This is a genomic window from Xanthobacter tagetidis (assembly GCF_003667445.1).
In the GTDB taxonomy this organism is placed as follows: Bacteria; Pseudomonadota; Alphaproteobacteria; order Rhizobiales; family Xanthobacteraceae; genus Xanthobacter; species Xanthobacter tagetidis.
In genome coordinates this window covers 74,739-96,058 of sequence record NZ_RCTF01000022.1, presented here as the reverse complement: position 1 = coordinate 96,058, position 21,320 = coordinate 74,739, and the positions used below count along the sequence as shown (strand labels likewise).

Genomic DNA, 21,320 nt, shown 5'->3' with positions numbered 1-21,320 from the left:
GCCGCCCGAGCAAGCCGGCTGCTGCCGGCTTGCGTTGCCCGAAAGAGCCGGGCGGCGTCAGAACGTTCCTCTAGCTCAGAAGTCCATGCCGCCGCCCGAGCAAGCCGGCTGCTGCCGGCTTGCGTTGCCTGAAAGAGCCGGGCGGCGTCAGAACGTTCCTCTACCTTCAGAAGTCCATCCCGCCGCCCGGCATGGACGGAGCGGAAGGGCCGGACTTCTTCGGCATCTCGGCGATGAGCGCCTCGGTGGTGATGAGCAGGCCGGAAATGGAGGCCGCATCCTGGAGCGCGGTGCGCACCACCTTGGTGGGGTCGATGATGCCGGCCTTCACCATGTCCACATACTTGCCCGACTGGGCGTCGTAGCCGAAGGCGTAGTCGTTGGACTCGAGGATCTTGCCCACCACCACGGAGCCGTCGTCGCCGGCATTGCTGGCGATCTGGCGCGCCGGGGCCTGGACCGCCTTGCGGACGATCTCGATGCCGGTGCGCTGGTCGGGGTTGTCCACCTTGATGCCTTCCAGCACCTTGACGGAGCGGAGCAGGGCCACGCCGCCGCCGGGCAGCACGCCTTCCTCGACCGCGGCGCGGGTGGCGTGGAGCGCGTCGTCCACGCGGTCCTTCTTCTCCTTCACCTCGACCTCGGTGGCACCGCCGACGCGCACGACGGCCACGCCGCCGGCGAGCTTGGCGAGGCGCTCCTGCAGCTTCTCGCGGTCATAGTCCGAGGTGGTCTCCTCGATCTGCGCCTTGATCTGCTGAATGCGCGCGGTGATGTCGTCCTTGGCGCCGGCGCCGTCGACGATCGTGGTGTTCTCCTTCTCGATCACCACCTTCTTGGCGCGGCCGAGCATGGAGAGGTTCACGTTCTCGAGCTTGATGCCGAGGTCCTCGGAGATCGCCTGGCCGCCGGTCAGGATCGCGATGTCCTGCAGCATCGCCTTGCGGCGGTCGCCGAAGCCCGGCGCCTTCACGGCCGCGACCTTCAGGCCGCCGCGCAGCTTGTTGACGACGAGCGTGGCGAGCGCCTCGCCCTCCACGTCCTCGGCGATGATGACGAGGGGCTTGGCCGACTGGACCACCGCCTCGAGCACCGGGAGCAGCTCCTGGAGGCCGGAGAGCTTCTTCTCGTGGATGAGGATGTAGGGATCCTCGAACTCCACGCGCATCTTCTCGGCGTTGGTGACGAAGTAGGGCGAGAGGTAGCCGCGGTCGAACTGCATGCCCTCGACCACGTCGAGCTCGGTCTCGAAGGACTTGGCCTCCTCCACCGTGATGACGCCCTCGTTGCCGACCTTCTTCATCGCCTCGGCGAGGAACTTGCCGACCTCGGCGTCGCCGTTGGCGGAGATGGTGCCGACCTGGGCGATCTCCTCGTTGGAGGTAACCTTCTTGGAGTTGGCGGCGAGATCCTTGACGATGGCCTCGACGGCGAGGTCGACGCCGCGCTTCAGGTCCATCGGGTTCATCCCGGCGGCCACCGCCTTGGCGCCTTCCTTCACGATCGCCTGGGCGAGCACGGTGGCGGTGGTGGTGCCGTCGCCCGCGAGATCGTTGGTCTTCGAGGCCACTTCGCGCACCAGCTGGGCGCCGAGGTTCTCGAACTTGTCCTCGAGCTCGATCTCCTTCGCCACCGTCACACCGTCCTTGGTGATGCGGGGGGCGCCGAAGCTCTTCTCGATGACCACGTTGCGGCCCTTGGGGCCGAGGGTCACCTTCACCGCATTGGCGAGGATGTCGACGCCGCGCAGGACCTTGTCGCGCGCGTCAACGGAGAATTTCACGTCCTTGGCAGCCATGTGCCTTGCTCCTTCAGCTTATGGACGAATGATCGGATCGAAGGCCATGCGCGGCCCTCGATTGCGGTTCTTGATGGCCTCAGGCCGCCTTCTTGGCGGCGGCGGTGCCCTCGATCACGCCGAGGATGTCGCTCTCCTTCATGATGAGCAGATCCTGGCCGTCGATCTTGACCTCGGTGCCGGACCACTTGCCGAACAGCACGCGATCACCAGCCTTCACGTCGAGCGCCACCAGCTCGCCCTTCTCGTTGCGGGCGCCGGGGCCGACCGCCACCACCTCGCCCTGCATGGGCTTCTCCTTGGCGGTGTCGGGGATGATGATGCCGCCGGCGGTCTTCTCTTCGGCGTCGATGCGCTTGACCACCACGCGGTCGTGCAGGGGACGGAAACCCATCGGGGGAAACCTCCGGTTGGAATGCCAATTTTCGGGGCGCCGGACGCGTACGCCTCCGGCTCCGCTGGCGATCTAAGGGGCGCGCCAGCGCCCTTCAAGGGGGTTCCCGGAAAAAATTAGCACTCGCTCGAAGTGAGTGCCAGATTGCGCTCCGGCACAAGCCGGGGCGTTGCGCCTCAATGCGTTACGGCGGGACGGTGGCGGGCCGGACTTGGAATGCACTTGGGCTGCACTTGGGCAGCACTTGGCGCGGGCTTGTGCGCCGGCTTTGCGGCGGCAATGGGGGGCCTTTGTCAGCAGTCATGCCTCATCGCTGCTAGTTCATTGTTTTTGCTCAAGGAAACCAATTTTTAGCCTTGGCGGGGCGACCCTTGTGAGCCGACAATCCAGTTTCCGGTGTCGGACCGGATCAGCGGAGGAGGGTTCAGAACATGGTCTCTTCGGTATCGCGCGATTTCGTTCGTCAGATCGAGGGTTACGGGCTCGCCACGGCGGAGATTCTCTATCGCCTTCCCGACCATCCAGGATTGCTCCAGAGCTTCGTCTGGCAGGAATACGACCTCTGTCCGGACTTCCCGGAGCTGAACCGCTTCCTCGCCTTCTGGCAGAAGGAGATCGAGGGGCCGCTCCATTCCGTAACGGTAGCCCATTGCGGGCTCATCAAGCCGGCGGAGCTGACGCCGGTGAACGGCATGTTCCACCTCCATTGAGGGATTTTCTTTCCTTATGCGTTGATCCCTCTCCCTTTCGGAGCCGGGATGCGCTAGCTTGACCATGGGGGTGGCAGTCGGCATGCGCGTCTGCGGGGGTTCACGCACATGCCGCCTAGCCCTCGCCAGGCGCGTGCTCGCCTAGCTTGCCTGCGTCTCGCCGGTACGGCCCCTGGGACGTCCCGCTTCAGGCATGCGGTATCGGCCGATCGGGCTGACGGAACGGAAACGCTCGCCGCAACACGTGTGCCCTCACGCCGCCGCTTTCTCGATGCTATGGATGGGCGCCCTGGAGGATAAGGTCGCCTTGGACCATCGTACGCCCAGAACGTCAGAGTTGCTCGCCGCGGTGCTCGCTGCCCACACCGAGGACAAGGTGGCCATCGGCGATCTCGTGAACGCGCTGCGCAATCGCGCATTCGGCATCCTGTTCCTGATCTTCGGCATCCCGAACTGCATTCCCATGCCGCCCGGCATCCCGGTGATCTGCGGCATCATCCTCGGCCTCATCGGCGCGCAGATGATGATCGGCCGCCAGGAGCTGTGGCTGCCGGAGAAGGTGGCCAAGCGCACCTTCTCGCGCTCCATGCTGGAGAGCATCGTCACCCATTCCAAGCCCTGGATCGAGCGTTTCGAGCGCTTCTCGCGCCCGCGCTACGAGCAGTTCGCCGGCCCCACCGCGCGGCGCGTGGTGGGCGCGACCGTGGTGCTGCTGGGCTTCATCCTGCTGCTGCCGATCCCCTTCCTCGGCAATTTGCCGCCGGGCTTCGCCGTGTGCGTGTTCGGCCTCGGCCTCGTGGAGCGCGACGGGCTGGTGATTCTCGCCGGCTTCGGCGCGACCCTGCTCGGCCTCGCCATAACCGGGCTGATGAGCTGGGCCATCTGGCAGGGAGCGATCGCCATATTCTAGAAGGGGCGGTCCGGCCCCTTCCTTCTGGCGATCCCTGTTCCATGCGCGTCGACGCCTTCGATTTCGAGCTTCCCGAGGACCGCATCGCGCTCCGCCCCGCCGAGCCGCGCGATGCCGCGCGCCTGCTGGTGGTGCGCCCGGGCGGCGCGCCGGAGCTTGAGGACCGCGGCGTGCGCGACCTGCCGTCCTTCCTGAAGGCGGGCGACGCGCTGGTGGTGAACGACACCCGCGTCATCCCCGCCGCATTGGAAGGCGCGCGCGCCCGCGACGGCGGCGCGCCGGTGCGCATCGAGGCGACGCTGGTGAAGCGGATCGGCCCGGCGCGCTGGCGCGCCTTCGCCAAGCCCGGCAAGCGCCTGAAGGCGGGCGACCGCATCCGCTTCGGCGGGGAGGGGAGCGCCTGTCTCCTCGGCACGCTCGACGCCACGGTCGAGGCCAAGGAGGAGGACGGCTCGGTGCTGCTGGCGTTCGACCTGTCCGGCCCGGCGCTGGACGAGGCCATCGCCCAGGTGGGCCACATGCCGATTCCGCCTTACATCGCCGCGCGCCGCCACGAGGACGACCGCGACCGGGAAGACTACCAGACCCTGTTCGCGCGCGTCTCCGGCTCGGTCGCCGCCCCCACCGCCAGCCTGCACTTCACGCCGGACCTCCTGGCCCGCATCGCCGCGGCCGGGGTGGAGCGGCACACCGTGACGCTGCATGTGGGGCCGGGCACCTTCCTGCCGGTGAAGGCGGACGACACGTCCGGCCACCGCATGCATGCCGAATGGGGCGAGGTGACGCGCGACACCGCCGACGCGCTCAACGCGGTGAAGGCGAGAGGCGGACGCATCCTCACGGTCGGCTCCACCTCCACCCGGCTGATCGAGAGCGCGGCGGGGGAAGGCGGCCTCATCCGCCCGTTCGTGGGCGAGACCGACATCTTCATCACGCCGGGCTACCGGTTCAAAGCCATCGACGGCATGCTCACCAACTTCCATCTGCCGCGCTCGACGCTGGTGATGCTGGTGGCGGCCCTCATCGGCCACGACACCCAGAAGCGGGCCTATGCCCATGCCATCGCGCAGGGCTACCGCTTCTATTCCTATGGCGATGCGTGCCTCCTTCTGCCAGAAGGCGGGGCATGACCGCCGCGCTCACCTCCGACACCTTCTCATTCACCCTGTCCGCCACCTCGGGCGCCGCCCGCACCGGCCTGGTCGCGACGCCGCGCGGAACGATCCGCACGCCCGCCTTCATGCCGGTGGGCACGGTGGCGACCGTGAAGGGGCTCTATTTCGACCAGGTGAAGCAGGCGGGCGCCGACATCGTGCTCGCCAACACCTACCACCTCATGCTGCGCCCCGGCGCCGAGCGGGTGGCGAAGCTCGGCGGCCTGCACCGCTTCATGGGCTGGGACGGGCCGATCCTCACCGATTCCGGCGGCTTCCAGGTGATGAGCCTGTCGAGCCTGCGCAAGATGAGCGAGCAGGGCGTCACCTTCCGATCCCACGTGGACGGCACGCTCCATGAGATGAGCCCCGAACGCTCCATCGAGATCCAGGGGCTGCTGGGCGCCGACATCCAGATGCAGCTCGACGAGTGCGTGCGCCTGCCGTGCGAGGATGCGGAGGCCGAGCGCGCCATGCGCCTGTCGCTGCGCTGGGCGGAGCGCTCGAAGCGCGCGTTCGAGGCGCAGCCCAAAGGCCGGGCCCTGTTCGGCATCGTCCAGGGCGGCGCGGTACCGGCGCTCCGGGTGGAATCGGCCCGCGCGCTCGCCGAAATGGACTTCCCCGGCTATTCCATCGGCGGCCTCGCGGTGGGCGAGCCGCAGGAGGTCATGCTGGCCATGATCGAGACCGTGGCGCCCCATCTGCCCGCCGACAAGCCGCGCTATCTCATGGGGGTGGGCACGCCGGACGATCTCCTTCAGGCGGTGGCGCGCGGCATCGACATGTTCGACTGCGTGATGCCGACCCGCTCCGGCCGCCACGCGCTCGCCTTCACCCGCTTCGGCCGCATCAACCTGAAGAATGCCCGCCACGCCGAGGACCCCCGCCCGCTGGACGAGGCGAGCGACTGCCCGGCGCTGCGCGACTATTCCCGCGCCTATCTGCACCACCTCGTGCGGTGCGAGGAGATGCTGGGGGCGATGCTGATCTCCTGGGCCAACATCCACTACTACCAGCAGCTCATGGCCGGCGCCCGCGCCGCCATCGCGGCGGGGCGCTACGCCGATTATGTGGCTGAGACCAAGGGCGGCTGGGCGCGGGGCGACATTCCGCCGGTGGGGTGAGGGCAGGGCGCCGCACGCTGCGCGCCGCTCAGAATTGCCAGCCCGACGGAACCCAGGCGTAGCCGGAATCGGTGCGCAGCAGATGGCCGAGGCCGGGGAAAGGATAGTGGAAGCCGAGCACCGCGATCCGCTCGGCCGCCGCCCGGTCGAAGATGCGGCGGCGCGCGCTCAGGGCCGCCTCCTTGTCCCGGTCCGGGCCGGGACGCCAAAGGCGGTCGACGTTGACGACGGGGTGGTAGGCGAGGTCGGACGTCAGCAGCAGCTGGTCGCTGCCCGAATGAACCAGGAAGGAGACCATCCCCGGCGTATGTCCCGACGCCGCGATGGTGGTCAGCCCCGGCACGATCTCCGCGCCGCCCTCGAAGAGCTCGATGCCGCCGGCCACCGGCTCGGCGCTCTGCTTGATGGCCGCGCCGAAGCGGCGGCGGAAGTCGGCCGGCACCGGCAGATAGGACAGATCGGGCGTGCCGAGGACGAAGAAGTGCCAGTCCGCCTTCGGGGCGAAGACCGTCGCGCGCGGAAAGGCCGGTTCCCCCTCCGCGCCCCTGAGATTGCCCATATGGTCGGGATGGGTGTGGGAGATCACCACGGCGTCGATGTCGCTCGGCCCGAGGCCGATTTCGGCGAGGCTGGCGAAGATGCGGCCTCCGTTCGGGCCCATGGTCCGCCCCGCGCCGGCCTCCAGAAGGATGCGGCGCCCGCCGGTCTCGATCAGCAGGGTGTTGAGGTTCAGCGTCAGGTGGTCGGTGGGAAGGAACGCGCGCGTCAGCACCTCCTCAAGCTCCATCTCCGGCGCGTCGCTGGCATAGATCCGCGGCGGGCCGCCGATGACCCCGTCGCTGAGCACCGTCGCGCTGATGTCGCCGACGCGAAATCGGTAGTGGCCGGCATTGCGGACCGGTGCGGGCTGCGGCGCTTGCGCCTGCGCCTGGGCCTGCGCCTGGGCCGGGCCGGCGAGGAGGCCGCCCGCGCCCGCAATGGCGGAAAGCATGATCCTGCGGCGGTTCAAGGTGATCGGTGCCATCGTTCGCGCGCTCCGTGGCGGGGTGACTTGTGGTCCCGTCAGGATGACAGCGAAGCATTGCGCGGATAAGGTGCGTATTCCGGATCACCTTGATAAGACGTGCTTTGCAATGGCCCCTGTGCGACTGGAGAATCTCGACGCGTTCGTCGCCATTGTCGGCTGCGGGGGGTTTCGTGCCGCGGCCGCCCAGCGGCACGTCTCGTCCGCGGCGCTGAGCCAGAACATCCGCGCCCTGGAGAGCGCGTTGGGGATACGTCTGCTCAACCGGACCACCCGCAGCGTGGCGCCGACCGAGGCCGGGGCGCGCCTGTATGCGCGCCTCGTTCCCGCCTTCCGGGAAATCCGGCTGGCCATCGATGATCTCGACCAGCTGCGTGCGACACCGACCGGAACCCTGCGCATCAATGCGCCCGGCCCGGCGGTCGATCACGTGCTGTGCCCGCTGGTGTTCGACTTCATGCAGGCGTTTCCGCAGATCAGGGTCGATCTGGTCAGCGATGCCGCCATCGTCGACATCGTCCAGCAGGGCTTCGACGCCGGCGTGCGCTTCGGCAAGCAGCTGGAGCAGGACATGATCGCGGTGCCCCTCGGGCCGCCGCTGCGCTATGCCATCGTCGCGTCCCCGGACTATCTGCGGGAGCGGGCCTTGCCGGCGGCGCCGTCCGATCTGATCGGCTTCGACTGCATCCGCAGGCGCTTTCCGGGCGGAACGTTCGTCAGCTGGCATTTCGAGAAGGACGGCGAACGCCTGGAGATCAATCCCGCCGGCCGGCTGACGCTCTCCTCCGCCCACCAGGAGCTGCAGGCCGCGCTCGCGGGACAGGGCGTGGCCCATGTCTTCGAGGACTATGCACGGCCGCATCTGGCCGAGGGCAGCCTCGTCGAACTCCTGCGGGAGTGGTCGCCGCGGCTGCCGGGCTGGTTCCTCTATTACCCGAATCGACACCATCCGAGCGCGGCGATGGCTGCATTCCTCCAGCACATCCGCGCATTCAAATGGCCCCTGAAGAGCGAGGGCGGCTTGCCGGACGCGGCCGACGGCCGATAGCCGGAGTGCCGACAACCTGCGCCCGCCGCCATTGCGCCGGGGAAGCCCCCCTTGCTATAGCGCAGGTCGGCTTTCGGGAGCACAGCATGTCCGTCGACCAGGCGACCGTCCGCCGCGTGGCGCATCTTGCGCGTATCGCGGTCCGTGAGGACGAACTCGACCATCTGAGCCACGAGCTCAACGCCATCCTCGAATTCGTGGAGCAATTGGCGGATCTCGACGTCTCCGGCGTCGATCCGCTGACCAGCGTGGTGCCGGTGGACCTGCCCATGCGCGAGGACGTGGTCACCGACGGCCACTATCCGGACAAGGTGCTCGCCAACGCCCCCGAGGCCGAGGGCGGCTTCTTCACCGTGCCGAAGGTGGTGGAATGACCAAGCTCACCCAGCTCACCCTCACCCAGGCGCGCGAAGGCCTCGCCATGGGCGAGTTCACCTCCGTCGAGCTGACCGAGGCCTATCTCAAGGCCATGGAGGAGGCGCGCGCCCTCAACGCCTACGTGCTGGAGACGCCCGACATCGCCCTCGACATGGCGAAGGAGAGCGACCGGCGCATCGCCTCCGGCGACACCGGGCATCTGGAGGGCATCCCCCTCGGCATCAAGGACATGTTCGCCACCGAGGGCGTGCGCACCACGGCCTGCTCCAAGATCCTCGAGAACTTCGTGCCCGAGTACGAATCCTCCGTCACCGCAAACCTCTGGCGCGACGGCGCGGTGATGCTCGGCAAGCTCAACAATGACGAGTTCGCCATGGGCTCGTCCAACGAGACGTCCGCCTTCGGCCCGGTGGTCTCGCCCTGGCGGCGCGACGGCGACACCACGCCGATCGTGCCCGGCGGCTCCTCCGGCGGCTCGGCGGCGGCGGTGGCAGCGTTCCTGTGCGCCGGGGCGACCGGCACCGACACCGGCGGCTCGATCCGCCAGCCCGCGGCCTTCACCGGCACGGTGGGCATCAAGCCCACCTATGGGCGCTGCTCGCGCTGGGGCATCGTCGCGTTCGCCTCCTCGCTCGACCAGGCCGGACCGTTCGCCCGCACGGTGAACGACGCGGCGCTGCTGCTGCGCTCCATGGCGGGTTACGACCCCAAGGATTCCACCAGCGTCAACCGGCCGGTGCCCGACTATGAGGAGGCGGTCGGCGCCTCCATCAAAGGCAAGAAGATCGGCATCCCGCGCGAATACCGCGTGGAGGGCATGGCCGACGAGATCGACACGCTGTGGAGCGACGGCGCGGCCTGGCTCAAGGACGCGGGCGCCGAGATCGTCGACATCTCGCTGCCCCACACCCACTACGCGCTGCCGGCCTACTATATCGTCGCGCCCGCGGAGGCCTCCTCCAACCTCGCGCGCTATGACGGGGTGCGCTACGGCCTGCGCGTGCCGGGCCGCGACGTGGTGGAGATGTACGAGAACACCCGCGCCGCCGGCTTCGGGCCGGAGGTGCGCCGGCGCATCATGATCGGCACCTATGTGCTCTCCGCCGGCTATTACGACGCCTATTACCTGCGCGCCCAGAAGGTGCGCTCGCTCATCAAGAGCGACTTCGACTACGTCTTCTCCCAGGGCGTGGACGCGGTGCTCACCCCGGCCACCCCGTCGCCCGCCTTCGGCATCGGCGAGAAGGTGAAGGCCGACCCGGTGGAGATGTATCTCAACGACGTCTTCACCGTGACCGTGAACATGGCGGGCCTGCCCGGCATCTCGGTGCCGGCCGGCCTGTCGGCGGACGGGCTGCCGCTCGGCCTCCAGCTTATCGGCCGCCCGTTCGAGGAGGAGACGCTGTTCTCCCTCGCCGAGGTGATCGAGGAGGCGGCGGGCCGCTTCCCCGTGGAAAAGCTCTGGTGGCGCCGGTGAGCGGCGCCATCGGGCAGGGCGGGGCGGTGCCCGCCGCCCTTGCCGCCGCGCGGCGCGCCATCGACGGCATCGATGCGCGGATGGTGGACCTGCTCGCCGAGCGCTTCGCGGTGGTCGAGGAGGTGGTGAAGGTCAAGCAGGCGAACGGCATTCCCGCTCTGCTGCCCGACCGGGTGGAGGAGGTGGTGGCCCAGGTGGAGGCGCTCGCCGCCGAGAAGGGCCTGCCCCCGGGCATCGCCGGCGCCCTCTGGCGCACCCTGATCGCCGAGACCATCGCCTACGAGAACGCGCGGCTGTAATCGGCACCGCTTACCCCCCGCGCAGCTTCTGCCAGTGCTTGGCGAAGGAACGGGACTTGCGGATGAAGAAGTAGCGCACCGGTCCCATCCGGGCCTTGAACAGGTCCTTCTTCAGCGTCCGGACCTCCTCCGACCGCGCCTTCATCTCGGCGATCACGTCGTCCACGGCGCGCAGCGTCCGGCGGTAGGGGAAGGTGTTCGCGAGGTGGGGGAAGCGGGTCTCGCCGCGGCACTCGGTGAACGGCCGGTAGAGGCCGGCCTGCTCCGGGCCGTCATAGGCGCGCACCAGGTCGTCGAACCGGTGCAGCGCGATCTCCTCCTCCCCGCACAGGACGCCGGCGGCCTCGATGGGGCGCGGGGCGAGGGTGGGGACATAGTCCTCGCGCGCCTTGAAGGTGATGTAGGTCACCATCAGCTTGGCGATGATCTGGCTCTGCGAGCGCAGGGCGAAATGGGCGAGCGCGGCGTTCTCCAGAAGCTGGCGCGGAACTTCCACGCCGGCGACGCGCACCCGGTGATTGCCGTCGGACAGCGCCGCGTCCGGATTGAGGGCAAGGGCGCGGGGAACGATGCACTTGAACGGCGCCGGCGCCTTGTCCTGCACGTGGCGGATGCGCTCCAGCGGGTTGACGATCGCCGGGTCGTCCAGATCGGACAGCTTGTAGCGGATTTCCCGGAAGCTCGGCAGGAAGGCGGCCGGGAAGTCCGCCAGCTCCGCTTCGAGCGTGCCGCGGTCTGTGGCGCAGATGCATTCGTCGCCGTCGAGGGGGAAGATGAAGTCCCAGTCGCCGTCCGCCGCCGCATGGCGCATCAGCCGGGTGGTGCGCTGGCCCTGATAGAATGCGCCGTGCTGGCCGTGGTCGACCATCTCGATCGGCAGACCCTCGGCGATCAGGTCCTGGATGATCTGGCGGGTGGAATCCGTGCTGCCGTTGTCGACAATGTAGAGCTTGTCGAGGAAATGGCAGTTGTGGCGGGCCCATGGCTCGATGATGTCCGCTTCGTCGCGAACGATCGAAATGCCGGCAAGGCGCATCAAGGAACACTCCGTAGGGCCGCACCTCTTAGCCCATGGCCTGTGGGAAATAAACGCCATTGGGCGCAGGGGAATGTCCTGCGCCGGGATGGGGCTGCGGGTCCGGCAGGGGTGCCGAAACGGAAGGCATGCCCGAGGTTTCTCGGCCATCACCCTGCGTGATGCGCCGCCCCGACGGGGCTTCGGCGAAGCGGCCATCCGGGATGCCGGATCAAGCGGCCGGCGGCTCCCTGCGGCGCGGCGCGCGCCCTCCCACGCCAGGTGTCCGGCGCCGGCCTGGTTGCCAGAGACCGCCCGGCGGGTTTACGAAACGCCGGAACGCGGCTGTGCCGCTTTGGAATGCGCCGGCGCCCGCGCCGCCGCCCGAGACCATAGCCAGGACCATAGGACGACCATGACCCTCCATTCCCGTCCCGCCGAGGCCAAGAAGCTCATTGCCGGCGCCACCGGCGACTGGGAGGTGGTGATCGGCATGGAGGTGCACGCCCAGGTCTCCTCCAACGCGAAGCTGTTCTCCGGCGCCTCCACCGCCTTCGGCGGCCCGCCCAACGACCATGTGTCGCTGGTGGATGCGGCCATGCCGGGCATGCTGCCGGTCATCAACGGGGAGTGCGTCGCCCAGGCCGTGCGCACCGGCCTGGGGCTGAAGGCGCAGATCAACCTCGCCTCCACGTTCGACCGCAAGAACTACTTCTATCCGGACCTGCCGCAGGGCTACCAGATCAGCCAGTACAAGAGCCCGATCGTCGGCGAGGGCTTCGTGGTGGTGGACCTCGCGGACGGCGAGAGCATCACCGTGGGCATCGAGCGGCTGCATCTGGAGCAGGACGCGGGCAAGTCGATCCACGATCTTTCGCCCACCCTCTCCTTCGTGGACCTGAACCGCTCCGGCGTCGCGCTGATGGAGATCGTCTCGCGCCCCGACCTGCGCTCGTCGGACGAGGCGAAGGCCTACGTCACCAAGCTGCGCACCATCCTGCGCTATCTCGGCACCTGCGACGGCGACATGGAGAAGGGCAACCTGCGCGCCGACGTGAACGTCTCCGTGCGCCGGCCGGGCGGGCCGCTGGGCACGCGCTGCGAGATCAAGAACGTCAACTCCATCCGCTTCATCGGCCAGGCCATCGAGGTGGAGGCGCGGCGCCAGATCGAGATCCTGGAGGACGGCGGCAGCATCGACCAGGAGACGCGCCTGTTCGACCCCAACCGGGGCGAGACGCGCTCGATGCGCTCCAAGGAAGAGGCGCACGACTACCGCTATTTCCCCGACCCGGACCTGCTGCCGCTGGTGCTCCAGGAGGCGTTTGTCACGGAGCTTCAGCAGCATCTGCCGGAGCTGCCGGACGAGAAGAAGGCGCGCTTCATCGCCGATTACGGCCTCTCGCCCTATGACGCCAGCGTGCTGGTGGCGGAGAAGGAGACCGCCGACTATTTCGAGACCGCCGTCAAGGCCGGCGGTGTCCAGCGCAACGCCAAGCTGGTGGCCAACTGGATCATGGGCGACATCGCCGCTTATGCGAACACCGCGGGCGTCTCCATCGCGCAGACGCCGGTCTCGGCGGCGCAGGTGGCGGGCGTGGTCGACCTCATCAGCGACGGCACCATCTCCGGCAAGATCGCCAAGGACGTGATGGTCATCATCCTCGGCGAGAAATACGAGGGCGACCCGCGCGACCTCGTGGAGGCGCGCGGCCTCAAGCAGGTGACGGACACGGGCGCCATCGAGAAGGTGGTGGACGAGATCATCGCCGCCAATCCCGACAAGGTCGCCCAGGTGCAGGCCAAGCCCACCATGCTGGGCTGGTTCGTCGGCCAGGCCATGAAGGCCTCGGGCGGCAAGGCCAACCCCCAGGCGCTCAACGAGATCCTGAAGGCGAAGCTCGGCATCTGAGCCGCCGGCTTCTGGCTCGAGCGCCCGAAGAGCGGCGCCGCCGCCGCGCCGCCCCGCGCCATGTCCGGGGCCCGCGACGGTGCGCGTCGGGCCTCGGCCGCGCGGCCGCAGGGCCGGCAGCGGAGCGCCGGTTTTCCCGGCGGCTTGCGCCGCCGATGGTGTGCGACCTCATCAAATTCGTTCATGAGGTCAGCAGGAAAATTCGTTTGTCGTACAATATGACGTGCATACGGTGAGGGCGCCGGTGCGCGACCGCTCCGACGGGCAAGGCCCGTGCGGCCGGAAGCGCGTGGCCGGACGGATCACCTGACCGCGTCTTCGGCGCGTGCGGGAGAGGGCGGCAGCCCGGCCCGGCGAACGCGCGGCCGCCCGCAGCACGACGCGAATACCATCGTTCAAAGAACAGATTTCAAGAACAGACCTGGAGGAAACCATGAAGAGGCCGGCCATCCTTCTCGGCGCGCTGCTCAGCGTCGCCGCGGGCACCGCCTGGGCGCAGTCCGCTCCGGCGGGCGTTTCCGACGACGTGGTGAAGATCGGTGTGCTCGGCGACATGTCGGGCCTGTATTCCGACGTGTCGGGCACCGGCTCCATCGAAGCGGCGAAGATGGCCGTGGAGGACTTCGGCGGCAAGGTGCTCGGCAAGCCGGTGGAGATCATCTTCGCCGACCACCAGAACAAGCCGGACATCGCCTCCTCCATCGCCCGGCGCTGGTACGACAACGAGAAGGTGGATGCCATCGCCGACGTGGTGGGCTCGGCCAGCTCGCTCGCCGTGACCTTCGTGGCCAATGAGCGCAAGCGCGTGGCCCTCATCAGCAATGGCGCGACCGCGGAACTGAACGGCGCCAAGTGCACGCCCTATTCGGTGCAGTGGCGCAGCGACACCTATGCCATGGCGCGCAGCACCGCCAAGGGCATCCTTTCCCAGGGCGGCAAGACCTGGTTCATCGTCGCGGCCGACTACGCGCTCGGCCACTCCTTCGCCAAGGACCTGACCGACGTGCTGAACGAGTCCGGCGGCAAGGTGGTCGGCAAGGTGTTCCACCCTGTGGGCACCCAGGACTTCTCGTCCTTCGTGCTCGCCGGGCAGACGTCGGGCGCCGATATCGTCGCCTTCGCCAATGCCGGCGGCGACATGGTGAACGCGGTGAAGTCGGCGTCCGACTTCGGCCTCACCGTGTCCGGCAAGCAGCGCATCACGGGCCTGCTGGTCTTCATCTCGGACGTGCACTCCATCGGCCTCGAAAAGGTGCAGGGCCTGGTGCTCGAATCCGATTTCTACTGGGACATGGACGATCGCACCCGCGCCTTCGGCGAGCGCTTCTTCAAGCGCACCGGCCGCATGCCCACCATGACCCACGCGGCGAACTATTCGGTGGTGCTCAACTATCTGAAGGCGATCGAGAAGGCCGGCACCGACAACGCCGAGACCGTGATGGCGACGCTGAAGAAGATGCCCATCGACGACGTGTTCGCCCGCAACGCCTATGTGCGCGAGGACGGCCTGCTGATCCACGACCTCTATCTCTTCCAGGTGAAGTCGCCGAAGGAGAGCAAGCGGCCGTGGGACTATTACAAGCAGCTCGCCACCATCCGCGGCGAGGACGCCTTCCGTCCGCTCTCCCAGAGCGCGTGCCCGCTGGTGAAGAAGAACTGAGGCGGGGGGCGAGCCCGCCCCTTCGTCACCGGACTGTACCGGCCGGGTCGCTCCGCGATCCGGCCGGTACGCATTCCAGGCCCTCGCTTCAGGTCGGCGCAGCCCCAGGCGCGGTCGGGCCGAACACCTCCTCGAACGCCACCTTCAGCACCGCATCCACCTCCGCCATGCTCACCGGCAGGCCGAGGTCGGCAAGGCTGGTCACGCCGTGCTCGCGCACGCCGCAGGGCACGATGCCGGAAAAGTGGGAGAGGTCCGGCTCCACGTTCAGCGAGATGCCGTGGAACGTCACCCAGCGGCGCACGCGGATGCCGATGGCTGCGATCTTGTCCTCGCCGGAAAACCGCGGGACCCACACGCCGACGCGGTCCTCGCGCCGCTCGCCGGTGACGTTGAAGGCCGAGAGCGTGGCGATGATCCACGCCTCAAGCGCGCTCACATAGCGCCGCACGTCCTCGTCCCGCCGCTTCAGGTCCAGCATCACATAGGCCACGCGCTGGCCCGGCCCGTGATAGGTGAACTGGCCGCCGCGGCCGGTCTGGAACACCGGGAAGCGCGCCTCCACGAGGTCCTCCGGCCGGGCGCTGGTGCCGGCGGTGTAGAGCGGGGGATGCTCCAAAAGCCACACGCATTCGTTCGCCGTGCCGGCGGCGATGGCGGCGGCCCGCGCCTCCATGGCGGCCACCGCCGCCTCATAGGGAACGAGATGGTCGCTCACCACCCAGTCCACGGGCGGCGCCGCGGCCGCGCGCGGCCGGAAGCTGGCGGCAAGTCCGCCGCGGGCGACGGGTGCGGGGCGCGCGGCGGCGCTCACGGCTGGCGGACCCGCCTCGGGGCTGCTGGCGCTCAAGGTCATGGCGCATGCTTATCCCATTCCGGCGGCCGGTAAAGGGCAGCGGGGAGGGCGCCGTCCACAGCCGTCTCCGGGGCGTGCGGAAGCGGCGCCGAAGGCCCCTTGTGGCGCCGGTATCGATCTGTTAGACGATGGCCCCCGGCGGCGGCCGGCCCCTTCAGGGGCCCTGTCCCGGTGCCATCCCTGACTGCGGTCGTGGCGGAATTGGTAGACGCGCTAGCTTGAGGTGCTAGTGGGGAGACCCGTGGAGGTTCGAGTCCTCTCGTCCGCACCAGAGATGGAGGCAGGCTCTGCCTGCCCGGACGCGCGACCGGAACCGCGCGAGCATGCAAGGCGGCCGCAAGGCCGCCTTTTGCTTTTCGGGCGGCCGCAAGGCCGCCTTTCGTCTTTCGGGTCGACGGCCTGCAGGGCGGTCCCTCGCTCCTTAGCCCCTCGCCCCGCCGTCGCCCTCCGGCTTGACCGGAGGGCCCATGGACCGCGGCGCCAGGCGCGGCGGCAGGCAAATGGATGCTCCGGTCAAGCCGGAGCATGACGGCGGTCGGGACAGCGGGGCGCGGTTGAGGCCGGTATCGGCGGCCGGGCGGCCTTTGGGGGGCCTTGGGGGCGCACCTGCGGCGGGGCGCTCAGCCCCCGTTCCCCGCCCCCTTCGGCACGATGTGCACCACGCCGTAGCCGCGCGCCGCCAGCGCGCGCAGGAAGGCGGGGATCATGGCGGCGGTCTGCGCCTTGGTGTCGTGGAACAGCACGATGCCGCCGCCCGCCGCGTCGAGCCGCTTCAGCACCAGATCGAGCTGGGCCTGCGGTGCCTGCACGTTCCAGTCGCTGGCCCACAGATCGGCGCCGAACACGCCGATGCCCGTGCGGTCGAGATAGGCCAGAAGCTCGGGCGTCGAGGCGAAGCCGGGAAAGCGGAAGAACGGCACGCGCGGCGCCGGGCCGGACGCGCCATAGGCGGCCCGCTCGTCCGCCGCGATGCCCTGCTCGATCTCCTTGACCGCCGCCTCGAACGGGATCTTGGCCAGCGTCGCCGCCGGATGGGTCATGGAATGGTGCGCCACCGTGTGCCCCTCGGCGAGGGTGCGCTTCACCAGTTCGGGCCGCAGCTTCGCGTTCTGGCCGATGAGGAAGAAGGTGGCGCGCACGCATTCCGCCTTGAGCGCGTCGAGGATGGCGGCGGTGGTCGCCGGCCATGGCCCGTCGTCGAATGTCAGCACCACCTCGCGCGGCTTCAGAGGCAGGGTTGCGGGGAACGATTTGGTGCCGACCTGAAGGCCCTTCGGGTCCACCTCCATCACGCGCGCGGTGCCGAGCGCATCCGGCCGTCCGGGGCACGCGGCGGCCGCTGCGCCGGCAACGGCGCCCATGAACGCGACGACGGCCGCGCCGATCACGCCGGCGCGCACTACCCGGCGCTGCCCTGCGCGTCTTGGCACCGCCGCGCTGCCCCGCTGATCCATTCGCTCGCCACCGCATCCGTTCGTGCCAGTGTCTCACGGCGCGGCGCGGGCGGGGAGGGGCGTGCTGCGCCGGGGCGTGCGCGCGGTGTCGCACCGCGGCAACGCCCGGCGAAAGAGGCGTGCCCGCCGCCGAATTCCTGCCGTTTCGCCTTGCGATTCCAGCCGTAACGGGCCAATGGCACAGGAGGGCCTGCCGGCCCGCGGGCGCACCGGCTCCTCCTTGCCTGCCCGCGGCGGCCGGCCGTGCCTCCGCAATCCGTTTCCCGTGTTACCCCGTTCCGCCGGAGGTCCCATGCGCGAGGATCAAGACAGCATCGACCCGCGCGCCGAGGACACCCTTACGGTGCGCGAGGAGGACGGTGCGATCTCGGACGCCTTCCGCGGCGCCGTCCAGGCGGCGATCGAGGCGCGGGACGTGGACCGCCTGAAGGCGCTGACGATCCCCCTGCACGAAGCCGACATGGGCGACCTGCTGGAGGCGCTCGACGCCGACGAGCGGCGCCGGCTGATCGAGCTTCTGGGGCCCGACTTCGACTTCACCGCACTGACCGAGCTGGACGAGACCGTCCGCGTGCAGATCCTGCACGCCATCTCGCCGCGCATCGCCGCGCGCGGCATCTCCGCCCTGGATTCGGACGACGCGGTCTACATCCTCGAAGACCTCGACGAGGACCACAAGGCGGCGATCCTCGAACACCTGCCGGCGCCCGAGCGCGTCGCGCTGCTGCGCTCCCTCGACTATCCCGAGGAAAGCGCCGGCCGGCGCATGCAGACCGAGTTCATCGCCGTGCCGCCGTTCTGGACCGTGGGCCGCACCATCGACTATCTGCGCGAGACCGCCGACCTTCCGGACACGTTCTACGAGGTGTTCGTGGTGGACCCCGGATACCGGCTGATCGGCGCGGTGGCGCTCGACCGGCTGCTGCGCGCCAAGCGCCCGGTGCTGATGACCGCGGTGAAGAAGGACCAGCTCCACGTGGTGAAGGCCTCCGAGGACCAGGAGGAGGTCGCCCGCATGTTCGAGCACTACAACCTCGTCTCCGCCCCGGTGGTGGACGATGCGGGGCGCCTCGTGGGCGTCGTGACCATCGACGACGTGGTGGACGTGATCCAGGAGGAAGCGGACGAGGACCTGCGCGCGCTCGCCGGCGTCGGCAGCGACGAGGAACTGTCCGACACCGTCGGCTACATCTCCAGGAGCCGGCTGCCCTGGCTGGTGGTCAATCTCGGCACCGCCTTCATCTCCGCCTCGATCATCGCTTTGTTCGAGAACACCATCGAGAAGATGGTGGCGCTCGCCGTGCTCATGCCCATCGTCGCCTCCATGGGCGGCAATGCCGGCAACCAGACCATGACGGTGGCGGTGCGGGCGCTCGCCACCAAGGACCTCGGCAGCCACAATGCCCGGCGCGTGGTCTCGCGCGAGGTGCTGGTGGGGCTCATCAACGGGCTCGTGCTGGCGACCGCGCTCGGCGCCATCGCCGCCTTCTGGTTCTCCAGCGCCCAGCTCGGGGCGGTGATCTCCTCGGCCCTGGTGCTGAACATGCTGGCGGCCGGGCTGTTCGGCATCCTGATCCCGCTCGCGATCTCGCGGCTGAAGCTCGATCCGGCCGTGGCGTCGGGAGTTTTCGTCACCATGGTTACCGACGCCGTGGGCTTCTTCGCCTTCCTCGGCCTTGCCACATGGTGGTTTTCGCTTACCTGAATGTTTACTTCAAAGGCTACGCTCAAGCTTGCGCCTCCGCCGAATGTCGGACAAATTTTGACGGTGGCCGGCGGAGTCGTCCGAGAGTGTTTCGGATTTGCGCCCAGTACCGGCTTTGGGGGCGGCCATACCGTGGCGATCAGGTTCTGATTCCCGTGCGCTTGCGCTGACGGGACTGTTCGCCCTCCTTGTCCTGCTGGGGGGAGTCGTTCTGGCGCTCCTTCATGCAACCCAGCGTAATTCCGCGCGGGTTCATGCGCGCGATCGGCACGCGGTTTTCGCCGCCATCTCCGAGCGCCAGGAGCACATGGCCCGGGTTCTCGCCGGGATGACCGCGGGGCGGGAGCCCGAGATCGCCCGCGCCCTGACGGAGGATCGCAAGGCCGAGCTTCACGATCGCCTGGGCCGGACGCTCAGGGATCAGTTCGGCTTTGAGATGACCTACGTGATCGATGCCGATGGCCGGGTGCTCTATGCCTCGGAGCTGGGCACCCTGGGAGCGCACGAGGCGCTGGGATGGATCGCGCCGGCATTCTCCCGGCAGATGTCGCGCTGGCGCGCCGGGCCGGGCTCCGGCCTTGCGGTGGCGGACGGCGAGGCCGGACTGGTCGCCGCGCGTCCGCTCGCCGCGACGCAGGTGGGCCAGAACCTGCGCCAGCCTCTGATCATCGTCACCGTGGACGTGGTGGACGAAGCCTTCCTGAGCGACGTGTTCGGCAAGCTCGACCTGCCGCCCATGCATCTGGTGCGTGACGCCGCCGCCCAGTCTCCCGAAGCGGTGGCGATGGCCAACCTGCTGGACGGGCCGCGCGCCGGCTTCGTCTGGAACACGTCGGAACAGGAATACGGCCCGCTCAATCAACTCGCGATGATCATCGCTGCGGCGGCGCTGGTGCTCTGCCTGGTGTTCCTGGCGCTGATGGTGCGGGCGCGGCGCGCCGCGGCGGCGCTGGCCCTCAGCGAGGCGCGCGCCCGCGAACTGGCGCAGCGCGATAGCCTGACGGGGCTCGCCAATCGCGGGCATTTCATCGCCGAGCTGAAGGATGCCCTCGCCGGGCGCGGGGAGGGCGAGGCCATCGCGCTGCTGTTCATCGATCTGGACGGCTTCAAGGAGGTCAACGACAGCGTGGGCCACACCGGAGGCGACGAGCTTCTGGCGGTGGTGGCGCGCCGCCTGAGGGGGTGCGTGGGAGATCGCGGGCTCGCCGCGCGCTTCGGCGGCGACGAGTTCGTCCTGTTCACGCGCTATCGGCAGGAGGCGGAGCTTGCGAGCCTCGTCGCCGCCCTGTTCGGGGTGCTCGACATCCCCGTCCATGTGGGCGGCATCGACCTTGCCGTCAGTGCCTCGATGGGGGCGGCGCGCGCGCCGCGGGACGCGCGCACCAGCGACGAACTGCTGAGCCTTGCCGATGTCGCGCTCTACCGGGCGAAGTCGGAAGGTCGCGGCACCTACCGCCTGTTCGAGCCGCACTTCGAGCGCGAGCGCCTGGAACGGCGGCGCACCGAGGTGGAGCTGGCCGCGGCGCTCGACCGCGGCGAGCTCAACCTGGTGTTCCAGCCCCAGGTGGACGTGGAGAGCGAGCGCATCGTCGGCTTCGAGGCGCTGGTGCGGTGGGACCACCCGACCCGCGGACGCATCCTGCCCGGCGCCTTCATCCCGGTGGCGGAGGGCTCGCGGCTCATCAACCGGCTGGATGCCTACGTGCTGCGCTCGGCCTGCGAACAGGCGAAGGAACTGCCGGGCGTCACGATCTCGGTGAACATGTCGCCGCTGAACCTGCGCCATGCGGGCATGGTGGACAACATCATCGCCACGCTGCGGCAGACCGATTTCGACCCCCGGCGGCTGGAAATCGAGATCACCGAGAGCGCCATCCTGGACGCCAGCGCCGAGGGGCAGGACGCGCTGGCGCGCCTGCGCGGGCTCGGGGTGCGGCTCGCGCTCGACGATTTCGGCACCGGGCATGCCTCGCTGGTGCATGTGCGCCGCTTTCCCATCACCAAGATCAAGATCGACAAGTCGTTCATCCTCAATCTCGGGGTGCAGCGCGATGCGGCCTCGATCGTGGAATATGTGGTGCGGCTCGGCCGCTCGCTCGGCATCACTTTGACCGCCGAGGGGGTGGAGACCCGCGAGCAGCTGCGCTTCCTGCGCGCGTTCGGCGCTCACCAGGCGCAGGGCTACCTGTTTTCGCCGCCTTTGCCGCTGCAGGCGGCGGCGGCGCTGCTGAAGCGCCAGGCGGAGGCCGAGAGCCAGCGCGTCCAGCGCGGCAGCGGCGAGCTCCCGGCCAAGTAGCGGCCGGCAAGTAGCCGCCGGCAACCGGCATCGAGTTATTTCCTTGAAGGAAAAAAATTCTCTCTTTAAGAGATTCTGCTGCGGATCCCGGCTGCCCATGCGTGTG

19 protein-coding genes and 1 tRNA gene are annotated in these 21,320 nt (G+C 68.9%); 13 read left to right on the top strand and 7 right to left on the bottom strand.

The features are described 5' to 3' along the window. Positions 1–166: 166 nt before the first annotated feature. Positions 167–1,798: a chaperonin GroEL gene (gene groL / locus D9R14_RS20495; protein WP_121625218.1), complete on the bottom strand. Its 1,632-nt coding sequence runs from the start codon at positions 1,796–1,798 to the stop codon at positions 167–169. Positions 1,799–1,877: 79 nt separating this feature from the next. Continuing rightward, complete coding sequence (gene groES / locus D9R14_RS20490) at positions 1,878–2,192, bottom strand: co-chaperone GroES (RefSeq protein WP_121625217.1); 315 nt, start codon at positions 2,190–2,192, stop codon at positions 1,878–1,880. Positions 2,193–2,623: 431 nt separating this feature from the next. Here groES and D9R14_RS20485 point away from each other — a divergent pair, with 431 nt between their 5' ends. The 4 genes from D9R14_RS20485 (at position 2,624) to tgt (ending at position 6,090) form a co-directional block, all read left to right on the top strand. Continuing rightward, on the top strand, positions 2,624–2,902 hold the full coding sequence (locus D9R14_RS20485; RefSeq protein ID WP_121625216.1) for an usg protein: 279 nt from the start codon (positions 2,624–2,626) through the stop codon (positions 2,900–2,902). Between the two features lie 307 nt (positions 2,903–3,209). Then, positions 3,210–3,812: an exopolysaccharide biosynthesis protein gene (locus D9R14_RS20480; RefSeq protein ID WP_184759667.1), complete on the top strand. Its 603-nt coding sequence runs from the start codon at positions 3,210–3,212 to the stop codon at positions 3,810–3,812. Between the two features lie 41 nt (positions 3,813–3,853). Beyond that, positions 3,854–4,942: a tRNA preQ1(34) S-adenosylmethionine ribosyltransferase-isomerase QueA gene (gene queA, locus D9R14_RS20475; RefSeq protein ID WP_121625214.1), complete on the top strand. Its 1,089-nt coding sequence runs from the start codon at positions 3,854–3,856 to the stop codon at positions 4,940–4,942. Further along, entirely contained in the window at positions 4,939–6,090 is a 1,152-nt protein-coding gene (tgt, locus tag D9R14_RS20470; RefSeq protein ID WP_121625213.1) for a tRNA guanosine(34) transglycosylase Tgt, read from the top strand. Before queA ends, tgt begins: the two co-directional genes overlap by 4 nt. Positions 6,091–6,118: 28 nt before the next feature. Here the strand turns inward: tgt and D9R14_RS20465 are convergent, their stop codons facing one another. Beyond that, positions 6,119–7,114, bottom strand: coding sequence for an MBL fold metallo-hydrolase (locus D9R14_RS20465; RefSeq protein ID WP_121625212.1), 996 nt, complete (start codon positions 7,112–7,114; stop codon positions 6,119–6,121). A 43-nt stretch (positions 7,115–7,157) separates the two neighbouring features. Between D9R14_RS20465 and D9R14_RS20460 the strand changes: the two genes are divergently transcribed. The 4 genes from D9R14_RS20460 (at position 7,158) to D9R14_RS20445 (ending at position 10,316) form a co-directional block, all read left to right on the top strand. Next, positions 7,158–8,162, top strand: a complete 1,005-nt coding sequence (locus D9R14_RS20460; protein ID WP_121625211.1) for a LysR family transcriptional regulator — start codon at positions 7,158–7,160, stop codon at positions 8,160–8,162. Positions 8,163–8,248: 86 nt separating this feature from the next. Next, positions 8,249–8,536 (top strand): Asp-tRNA(Asn)/Glu-tRNA(Gln) amidotransferase subunit GatC, encoded by a 288-nt coding sequence (gene gatC / locus D9R14_RS20455; protein ID WP_121625210.1) that lies wholly within the window; start codon positions 8,249–8,251, stop codon positions 8,534–8,536. Continuing rightward, positions 8,533–10,017: an Asp-tRNA(Asn)/Glu-tRNA(Gln) amidotransferase subunit GatA gene (gene gatA, locus D9R14_RS20450; protein ID WP_121625209.1), complete on the top strand. Its 1,485-nt coding sequence runs from the start codon at positions 8,533–8,535 to the stop codon at positions 10,015–10,017. Before gatC ends, gatA begins: the two co-directional genes overlap by 4 nt. After that, positions 10,005–10,316: a chorismate mutase gene (locus D9R14_RS20445; RefSeq protein ID WP_245420917.1), complete on the top strand. Its 312-nt coding sequence runs from the start codon at positions 10,005–10,007 to the stop codon at positions 10,314–10,316. The genes gatA and D9R14_RS20445 overlap by 13 nt, the downstream gene beginning before the upstream one ends. 10 nt (positions 10,317–10,326) lie before the next feature. Here D9R14_RS20445 and D9R14_RS20440 read toward each other — a convergent pair whose 3' ends face one another. Beyond that, positions 10,327–11,355 (bottom strand): glycosyltransferase family 2 protein, encoded by a 1,029-nt coding sequence (locus tag D9R14_RS20440; protein WP_170168691.1) that lies wholly within the window; start codon positions 11,353–11,355, stop codon positions 10,327–10,329. Positions 11,356–11,746: 391 nt separating this feature from the next. On the opposite strand from D9R14_RS20440, the gene gatB reads away from it, so the two are divergent. Next, positions 11,747–13,243: an Asp-tRNA(Asn)/Glu-tRNA(Gln) amidotransferase subunit GatB gene (gene gatB, locus D9R14_RS20435; RefSeq protein WP_121625207.1), complete on the top strand. Its 1,497-nt coding sequence runs from the start codon at positions 11,747–11,749 to the stop codon at positions 13,241–13,243. 433 nt (positions 13,244–13,676) lie between these two features. Beyond that, on the top strand, positions 13,677–14,903 hold the full coding sequence (locus D9R14_RS20430) for an ABC transporter substrate-binding protein (protein WP_121625206.1): 1,227 nt from the start codon (positions 13,677–13,679) through the stop codon (positions 14,901–14,903). Between the two features lie 88 nt (positions 14,904–14,991). Here the strand turns inward: D9R14_RS20430 and lipB are convergent, their stop codons facing one another. Continuing rightward, the gene (gene lipB / locus D9R14_RS20425) at positions 14,992–15,759 is read right to left on the bottom strand and encodes a lipoyl(octanoyl) transferase LipB (RefSeq protein ID WP_121625205.1); all 768 of its coding nucleotides are present in this window, start codon (positions 15,757–15,759) and stop codon (positions 14,992–14,994) included. 186 nt (positions 15,760–15,945) lie between these two features. Between lipB and D9R14_RS20420 the strand changes: the two genes are divergently transcribed. Continuing rightward, positions 15,946–16,030: transfer RNA gene (locus D9R14_RS20420), tRNA-Leu, on the top strand. Between the two features lie 349 nt (positions 16,031–16,379). Here the strand turns inward: D9R14_RS20420 and D9R14_RS20415 are convergent. After that, positions 16,380–17,159: a polysaccharide deacetylase family protein gene (locus D9R14_RS20415; RefSeq protein WP_342634800.1), complete on the bottom strand. Its 780-nt coding sequence runs from the start codon at positions 17,157–17,159 to the stop codon at positions 16,380–16,382. A gap of 346 nt (positions 17,160–17,505) precedes the next feature. Here D9R14_RS20415 and mgtE point away from each other — a divergent pair, with 346 nt between their 5' ends. After that, on the top strand, positions 17,506–18,918 hold the full coding sequence (mgtE, locus tag D9R14_RS20410) for a magnesium transporter (protein ID WP_121625204.1): 1,413 nt from the start codon (positions 17,506–17,508) through the stop codon (positions 18,916–18,918). Between the two features lie 139 nt (positions 18,919–19,057). Here mgtE and D9R14_RS23215 read toward each other — a convergent pair whose 3' ends face one another. Further along, complete coding sequence (locus D9R14_RS23215) at positions 19,058–19,225, bottom strand: hypothetical protein (RefSeq protein ID WP_170168690.1); 168 nt, start codon at positions 19,223–19,225, stop codon at positions 19,058–19,060. On the opposite strand from D9R14_RS23215, the gene D9R14_RS20405 reads away from it, so the two are divergent. Further along, complete coding sequence (locus D9R14_RS20405) at positions 19,226–21,214, top strand: putative bifunctional diguanylate cyclase/phosphodiesterase (RefSeq protein ID WP_121625203.1); 1,989 nt, start codon at positions 19,226–19,228, stop codon at positions 21,212–21,214. It begins immediately after the preceding gene. Positions 21,215–21,320: the final 106 nt, after the last annotated feature.

Coding starts and splice junctions, on each gene's coding strand:
- groL (WP_121625218.1), bottom strand. CDS start 1,798: ATGGCTGCCAAGGACGTGAAATTCTCCGTTGACGCGCGCGACAAGGTC.
- groES (WP_121625217.1), bottom strand. CDS start 2,192: ATGGGTTTCCGTCCCCTGCACGACCGCGTGGTGGTCAAGCGCATCGAC.
- D9R14_RS20485 (WP_121625216.1), top strand. CDS start 2,624: ATGGTCTCTTCGGTATCGCGCGATTTCGTTCGTCAGATCGAGGGTTAC.
- queA (WP_121625214.1), top strand. CDS start 3,854: ATGCGCGTCGACGCCTTCGATTTCGAGCTTCCCGAGGACCGCATCGCG.
- tgt (WP_121625213.1), top strand. CDS start 4,939: ATGACCGCCGCGCTCACCTCCGACACCTTCTCATTCACCCTGTCCGCC.
- D9R14_RS20465 (WP_121625212.1), bottom strand. CDS start 7,114: ATGGCACCGATCACCTTGAACCGCCGCAGGATCATGCTTTCCGCCATT.
- D9R14_RS20460 (WP_121625211.1), top strand. CDS start 7,158: ATGACAGCGAAGCATTGCGCGGATAAGGTGCGTATTCCGGATCACCTT.
- gatC (WP_121625210.1), top strand. CDS start 8,249: ATGTCCGTCGACCAGGCGACCGTCCGCCGCGTGGCGCATCTTGCGCGT.
- gatA (WP_121625209.1), top strand. CDS start 8,533: ATGACCAAGCTCACCCAGCTCACCCTCACCCAGGCGCGCGAAGGCCTC.
- gatB (WP_121625207.1), top strand. CDS start 11,747: ATGACCCTCCATTCCCGTCCCGCCGAGGCCAAGAAGCTCATTGCCGGC.
- D9R14_RS20430 (WP_121625206.1), top strand. CDS start 13,677: ATGAAGAGGCCGGCCATCCTTCTCGGCGCGCTGCTCAGCGTCGCCGCG.
- lipB (WP_121625205.1), bottom strand. CDS start 15,759: ATGACCTTGAGCGCCAGCAGCCCCGAGGCGGGTCCGCCAGCCGTGAGC.
- mgtE (WP_121625204.1), top strand. CDS start 17,506: ATGCGCGAGGATCAAGACAGCATCGACCCGCGCGCCGAGGACACCCTT.
- D9R14_RS20405 (WP_121625203.1), top strand. CDS start 19,226: ATGGCCCGGGTTCTCGCCGGGATGACCGCGGGGCGGGAGCCCGAGATC.